Source organism: Rhodococcus sp. NPDC057014 (assembly GCF_042673295.1).
Taxonomy (GTDB): domain Bacteria; phylum Actinomycetota; class Actinomycetes; order Mycobacteriales; family Mycobacteriaceae; genus Rhodococcus_F.
In genome coordinates, this window is sequence record NZ_JBHUSF010000082.1 from 24,369 (window position 1) to 31,274 (window position 6,906).

The window sequence follows — 6,906 nt, forward strand, 5'->3', positions numbered from 1 at the left end:
CGGTTGACAATAGGTACTTCTGCACCATGGTCGCCGCGCCTAGCGTTGAAGGCACCGAATTACCAGCCCTTCGAGGAGTCAGCAGTGGAGCACCATCTCACCGCACCAGACACGGACACCCGTCTCCGCCACCTGATCGGCGGCGAGTGGGTGGACGGCGACGGTCCGGTCGCAGCGACGACGAACCCGGCCGACGAGACGGTCGTCGCGGAATACCATCCGGCCGACAGCCGGCTCCTCGACGCGGCGGTGGCTGCCGCGGTGTCGGCACGCCGCGAGTGGGACGACCGCGGAATCATCGCACGCGGACTCGTCCTCCGCCGGGCGGCCGAGATCCTCGCCGAGCGTGCCGACGCGATCGCGGAACTCATGACCCGGGAGCAGGGAAAGACGCTCCCCGAATCGCGGGCCGAGGTGGGAGCCACCGTCGAGACCCTGCACTACCACGCGGCGCAGGCGCGCAACGCCGACGGCGCCACCTACCCGTCGTCCCATCCCGACGAGGTGATCCGCACGGTCCGCCGACCGCTCGGCGTGGTCGCCGCGATCACCCCGTGGAACTTCCCGCTGCAGATTCCGGCGTGGAAGCTCGCGCCGGCGCTGCTGTGGGGCAACACGGTGGTCTGGAAACCCGCCAGCGACACCGTGGCGGTCGCGACAGCCTTCGCCGAAGCCCTTGCTGCAGCAGGGGTTCCGTCCGGGGTCCTCAACATGATCCTGGGCCCGGGGACGATCGGCGCCGAACTGGTGGCGCGGGAGGAGATCTCGGGAGTGACCTTCACCGGATCGGTTCCGGTGGGCAGGTCGATCCAGGCCGCCGCGGTTCCGCGCGGCGCGAAGGTGCAGATGGAACTCGGCGGGCACAACGCGGCCATCGTGCTCCCCGACGTCGATCCGAGGGACGCAGCGACGGTCCTGATCGCCGGGGCAATGGGAAGCAGTGGCCAGAAGTGCACGGCGACGCGGAGGATCATCGCCGTCGGCGACGCCTATCACGACCTCGTGCCCGAACTCGTCGCACGGGTCGAACAATTGGTCGTCGGCGACGGTCTTGCCCCCGAGTCTCAGATCGGACCGCTCGTCTCCGCCCGCGCGGCAAAGGAAGTGACGGCCGCGATCGACCAGGCGCTGTCCGAGGGCGCGGAACTGCTGGGGTCTGCTCCACTCCCCACGTCGGGTGCGGCGTTCGTGGCCCCGACGCTGCTCGCCGGCACGCCGGCGCTGACGATCAGCCGGGAAGAGGTGTTCGGTCCGGTCACCCTCGTCTTGCGCGCGGACGATCTCGACGAGGCCATCGACCTCGCGAACGCGACGTCGTTCGGTCTCACCGCCGCCGTCTTCACGTGCGACGAGCGGGTCGCCCGCCGCTGCATCCGGGACCTCGACGCCGGCCTGATCAAGGTCAACGCACCCAACACCGGCTCCGAACTGCACGCTCCCTTCGGCGGACTCAAGGATTCGTCGTTCCCCGCGCCCCGCGAGCAGAACGCCGCGACGAGCGCCGAGTTCTTCACGTGGAGCAAGATCGCCTACTCCCGCACCGGAACACCGAGGAGCGAGGCATGAGACCGACCGAACTGCTGCGGCGGACGCAGACATCCGCCCGGTCGCCCGAACAGGTTCTGGACCCGGCCGACATGGGAGCCGCCCGCTACACCCGGCACAGCTTCGCCCGGTCCTTCCTCAGAACCGCGGCCGCCGAGAACTGGCGGGTGGAACGCGAGCGGTGGGACGTCGATGCCGACGGCCGCGGCGAGGTCGTGTACCGCGTCGTGATCGGCGGCCGGGAGGTGAGATTCGTCGTGTTCTCGACGACCCTCGCCGAGCGCGACCGAACCGACCGCGTCATCGCCAAGGCGTGGGACGTCACCGCAGCCCTGATCGAAGGTCCGCTCACCGAGAGTCGTTCGCGTGCACTGCGAATGCAGGTGCCGCGGCAGGAAGAAGGCCGAGCGGACGACGGCACCCTCATCTGGACCCGGGCGAACCGCAGTGCACGGTTCTTCGACTACGTCGCCGATCGCCTGTCCGCGGGCGGCCAACCGGACATCGCGACGATGGGCGACGCCGCCTACATCCTGCGGAGCACCGCGTTCTACAGCAACGGAAAATTCGGGCTGGCAGACTTCGATCGGCTCGGTGCCGACCATCCCCTGCGACTGCCGTACCGGGCACACATGCTGACCGCCTGGTTGCTGCGTGAATTCAGCTACGACCTGGTCGAGCACTGCGCCCGGGCCCGGAACCCGCGGGCGGCGCGGCTGTCCGGAGACTGGCGACGCTACCTCGGACTCGGCAATGCGACCGGTCTCGGCATGGTGCCGTACGTCGTCAATCATCCGCAGGTGCTCGACGCCTGGTGCGCCACCCGCGAACTGCCCCTCGCCCACGCGCTGGCGCAGACGACCGCGCCCGGCGGCCCGCGAATCCACCGCGCCCGAGACCTGCTCGACCGTGCCGCGCTCTACTTCGGCGAGAGAGCAGACATGCCGACCGCGCCCTTCGTCACCTGCGGCGAGCTCGCCTCCCAACTCGACGTGCTCCACGGCGCGCTGTCCGAGTACATCGGGTCGGGGACCGTCGGCGGGACGCCGACCGACCACGCCTGGCGGGCGCTGCACGACCGGGCCGCGTCCATCGGCGCGGAGGCCCGCGGAGTGATGGACTCCGTGATCGTCGAGGTCCATCCGGAACTCGACACCGAGGTCGAGGAATTGCTGTGCTGCGATCAGCGACTGGCCGTCGAACCGGCGCAGACCTGCGCCGAACTCCGCGCCGTCCTCCGGGACCGTTACGCATGGGCGCAGCGGTTCGACTTCGACGATCCCGACGAGCAGGCCCATTTCTGGTTCTCCTCCGAGAACAACGAGGAGCCGCGACGGGGACGCCGCGGTGCCGATCCGGGCGAGCACGTCGAGCATCCGATCGATGTCGCCCGATCCGTGACCGCCCTGGAACGCGATCTGGCGTCCGCCCGCGACGACACCGCTGTCGCCGCGTTTCTCGTCGAACACCCGCGGCACCGCGGCATCGTCGCCCGCGTGCAGACGCTCACCGGCGTCCCGTACGCGGAGGCCCACGACAACCTGCTCGCCCGGAACTTCCTGCCCCTGAATCTGCAGCGCTTCCAGCTGGCGATGTACGGGATGGACAACTACATGCCGCAATCGACCGACTGGCTCCGGGTGACGCTCTACTCGGGAGCCCCACGGGCCGAAGACGTCGCCGCCGGGGTGGACGACGACTGGATCTTCACCCGCAAGCCGCGAAAGGACGCCTAGTGCACACGCTCACACACTCCGACCTGCTGGTGGTGGACGGCCTCCAGATCAACAATTGGGACCGGAAGGTCCTCGAGGAATTGCGCACCGGTGGTGTCACCGGGGTGAACGCTACCTGCGCGGTGTGGGACGGTCCGGCCGACACGCTAGGCGCCGTCGCACAGTGGTATCAGCTCGCCGCCGACAACGACGACATCGTCACCCTCGCGGAAACCTCCGACGACATTCGCAACGCGAAGCGGGACAACCGGATCGCCGTGCTGCTCGGGTTCCAGAATTCCTCGCCGTTCGGGGACGACTACCGCATGGTGGAGATCTTCCACCGACTGGGGGTGCGCGTCGCGCAGCTCACCTACAACATTCAGAATTTGGCGGGCGGCGCCTGCTACGACGAGCACGATTCCGGACTCACCGCGTTCGGGCGCATCATGATCGCGGAGATGAATCGGGTCGGCATGCTCGTCGACCTCTCCCACGTCGGGAACCGCACCTGCCTGGACGCGATCGACGCATCGCGCACGCCCGTCGCGATCACGCATTCGAACCCGACCTGGTTCGTCGACAGTCCCCGCAACAAACCGGACGAGGTCATCGACGCGCTGGCCGCACGCGGCGGTGTGATCGGCTGCTGCCTCTACCCGAACGTCCTGGGAGGGGAAGCCACGTCCAGCGCGGATTTCGCGGTCATGGTCGCGCGGCTCGTCGACCAGATCGGTCCCGACCACGTCGCGATCGGCAGTGACTGCACCCGCAACTGGTCGGAGGACTACGTCGCGTGGCTGCGGAACGGTCGCTGGCGACCGCCCAGCCAGAATCCGATCGAACCCGAGTGGCCGATGTGGCCGAACTGGTTCTCTGGCCCGGCGGACTTCCCGGTTCTCACCGAATGCCTGCAGAAGGTCGGCCTCGACGACGCGACCATCGCGAAGATCCTCGGCGAGAACTGGTTGCGGATCTTCGACGACGTCTTCCCCGGACTGCCCGAATCACAGGAACGCCGATGACCGACATGCTCACCCACACCCTCGAAGACGACACCGCTCTCCTACCGGGAAACCGAATCAGGCTGTCGGTACGGGAGGTTCGCGAGACGGCATTCCGCGCCCTCTACGCCGCGGGCGTCAGCGCGGGCGAAGCCGGTGGCGCGGCCGACGTCGTGACGGCGATGCAACTCCACGCCCGCAACGGCATCGACACACTCCTGGCGACGATCGCCGAACTCGAGTCACCGAACGGGGCCGCCGACGTCACGCTGACGAGGGGCCTGGAAGTCGACATCGTCGACCGGTCACCGCGGAGCGCACTGCTCACGGGACCGCTGGCGGTCGATCTGGCCCTGTCGCAGTCTCGTCCGGTTCTCCTGCCCCGGATCGTCGACCACGAGGCCGTCGCCTGGTACGCCCTGCACGCCGTCTCCCGGCCCGGTGCCACGCTGCGCCTGGTCACGCTCGACGACGGTGGGCACCCGGCCGGCGCGACCGTCGTGACGGGGGCGGGCGAGATGTACCGCGACGTCGCCGTCGCGGCGCTCACCACCGGCGTACCGGCCACCGGCGCGGGAACACTCCTCCAGACCGCGCCGCCCGCTGCACACCTGTCCCATCCCGTCCACACCGCCTCCGAACACGAGACGCGTTACCGCCACGCCGTCTCCTACGGCGTATTCGTCGACGCCGCGACGTGGTCGCGCGCCTACGAACTCGGCAGGCGATTCCTCGTCCCGGAGGCACATTCGTGACCGATCAGCGTGAACTCGTCCCACATCCCGCCGGCACCGAGCGACCGTACGCGCGGGCGGCGGTGTTCGCCGGCACCATCTGGGCCTGCGGGCAGATCCCCACCACCGCGGACGGACGGACCCCGACCGCGATCGGCGACCAGGTCCGGGTCGCGCTCGACAATCTGGAGGCCACTCTCCATGCTGCAGGTGGTGGCCTGCACACCCTGCTGAAGGCCACGGTGTACCTGGCCGACCTGTCGGAGTTCGACGAATACAACACCGCGTATCTGGCCCGGCTGGACGGCATTCCCCTGCCGCCGCGGACGACGGTCGAGGTTGCTCGGTTCCGCGGCGACAAGCGAATCGAGATCGACGGAATCGCGGCCGTCGACCCGGCGAATTGATAAGCACAGAGCATGAATTGGTAGGAGATTGGTAATTCCGCGCCGCCAATTCTCTTCCTACTGTGGCAGCAACCACATCACGTGGGGACAAACCCTCAAGCCCACACCCCCCGATGGGATTCCTCAGATGAACCTCGACACCACCGTCTCCGCCCGATCGGGCGTCACACTGGACAGCGCCACGCTCAACGGCTTTCACGCCAAACTCGCCCTCTTCTCCTCGGGCGGCCCCTTCCTCGACGGCTACATCCTCAGCATCATCGGCATCGCGATGGTGCAGATCCAGGCACAGTGGGACATGAGCGCACTGTGGGCCGGCCTCATCGGATCCTCCGCGCTCATCGGGGTGTTCCTCGGTGGGGCCGTGTTCGGTGCGGTGACCGATCGGATCGGCCGGAAGTTGATGTACACCATCGACCTGATCGTGATCATCGTCTGCTCGGTGCTGCAGTTCTTCGCCGCGGACGAGATGCAGTTGTTCATACTGCGCTTGATCATCGGCATCGCGGTCGGCGCCGACTATCCGATCGCCACCGCACTGGTGACGGAATTCGCGCCGAAGGCGTGGCGTGCCAAACTCGTCGGCGGCCTCAACGCCATGTGGTTCGTCGGCGCAACGGCGGCCGCGTTCGTCGGATACCTGCTGCTCAGCAACCCCGACGGATGGAAGTGGATGCTGCTCTCCTCCGCGATTCCCGCCACCCTGATCGTCGTCGCACGCACGAGCATCCCGGAGTCTCCCCGGTGGCTGCTGAGCAAGGGGCGGTCCGACGAGGCACTGATCGTGCTGCAAAAGACGATCGGGGCGGATGCCACGCTGGACGACCTGCCCGACGAAGAGGGAAGCACGTCCCTCCGCGGAGTGATGCGCGGCGGATACCTGAAGCGCGTCGTGTTCATCTCGATCTTCTGGACGTGCACGATCGTGACACTGTTCGCCATCTACGCTTTCGGCCCGCAGATCCTCGAACTCTTCAACCTCGGTTCCGGAAATCTCGCCCACATCGGATACGGCCTCATCAACCTGTTCTTCCTGATCGGCAACGTCGTCGCACTGCTCCTCGTCGATCGACTGGGGCGACGGCCGATCCTGATCTGGGGTTTCGTGCTCTCCGGTCTCGGACTGCTGTTCCTCGCGATCGAGCCGGACGCGGGCCTGTGGGTGATCGCATTCGCGTTCGCGATCTATGCGCTCTTCAACGGCGGACCCTCCATCCTCGAATGGATCTACCCCAACGAACTGTTCCCCACCGAGGTGCGGGCCACCGCCGTCGGCCTGTGCACGGGAATCAGCCGGATCGGTGCGGCGATCGGCACGTTCGCCACCCCGTGGGCGCTGTCCAACCTCGGACTCTCCGCAACGATGTACATCGCCGCGGGTATCGCCGGAGTGGGCGCACTCGTCAGCTTCCTCATGGCCCCGGAGACTCGGGGAACGGACCTGAGCGACGCGGCGTCACTGCGCTGAGTTCTCCCCGAACCCGCCGCTGCCGCCGGGCGC

Annotated in this window: 6 protein-coding genes; all 6 read left to right on the top strand. The window is 67.8% G+C overall.

Going from position 1 to position 6,906, the window contains the following annotated elements; translation table 11 throughout:
* Positions 1-84 precede the first annotated feature (84 nt).
* The 6 genes from ACFTZB_RS18225 to ACFTZB_RS18250 all read left to right on the top strand — a co-directional run bounded on the left by ACFTZB_RS18225 (position 85) and on the right by ACFTZB_RS18250 (position 6,873).
* Positions 85-1,566: an aldehyde dehydrogenase family protein gene (locus tag ACFTZB_RS18225; RefSeq protein ID WP_378433364.1), complete on the top strand. Its 1,482-nt coding sequence runs from the start codon at positions 85-87 to the stop codon at positions 1,564-1,566.
* Positions 1,563-3,281: a hypothetical protein gene (locus ACFTZB_RS18230; RefSeq protein WP_378433365.1), complete on the top strand. Its 1,719-nt coding sequence runs from the start codon at positions 1,563-1,565 to the stop codon at positions 3,279-3,281. Before ACFTZB_RS18225 ends, ACFTZB_RS18230 begins: the two co-directional genes overlap by 4 nt.
* On the top strand, positions 3,281-4,285 hold the full coding sequence (locus ACFTZB_RS18235) for a membrane dipeptidase (protein WP_378433366.1): 1,005 nt from the start codon (positions 3,281-3,283) through the stop codon (positions 4,283-4,285). Before ACFTZB_RS18230 ends, ACFTZB_RS18235 begins: the two co-directional genes overlap by 1 nt.
* Positions 4,282-5,019 carry a hypothetical protein gene (locus ACFTZB_RS18240; RefSeq protein WP_378433367.1) on the top strand — a complete coding sequence of 246 codons (738 nt, stop codon included), beginning with the start codon at positions 4,282-4,284 and terminating at the stop codon, positions 5,017-5,019. Before ACFTZB_RS18235 ends, ACFTZB_RS18240 begins: the two co-directional genes overlap by 4 nt.
* Positions 5,016-5,405 carry a RidA family protein gene (locus ACFTZB_RS18245; protein WP_143548917.1) on the top strand — a complete coding sequence of 130 codons (390 nt, stop codon included), beginning with the start codon at positions 5,016-5,018 and terminating at the stop codon, positions 5,403-5,405. Before ACFTZB_RS18240 ends, ACFTZB_RS18245 begins: the two co-directional genes overlap by 4 nt.
* 127 nt (positions 5,406-5,532) lie before the next feature.
* Positions 5,533-6,873, top strand: coding sequence for an MFS transporter (locus tag ACFTZB_RS18250; protein ID WP_378433368.1), 1,341 nt, complete (start codon positions 5,533-5,535; stop codon positions 6,871-6,873).
* Positions 6,874-6,906: the final 33 nt, after the last annotated feature.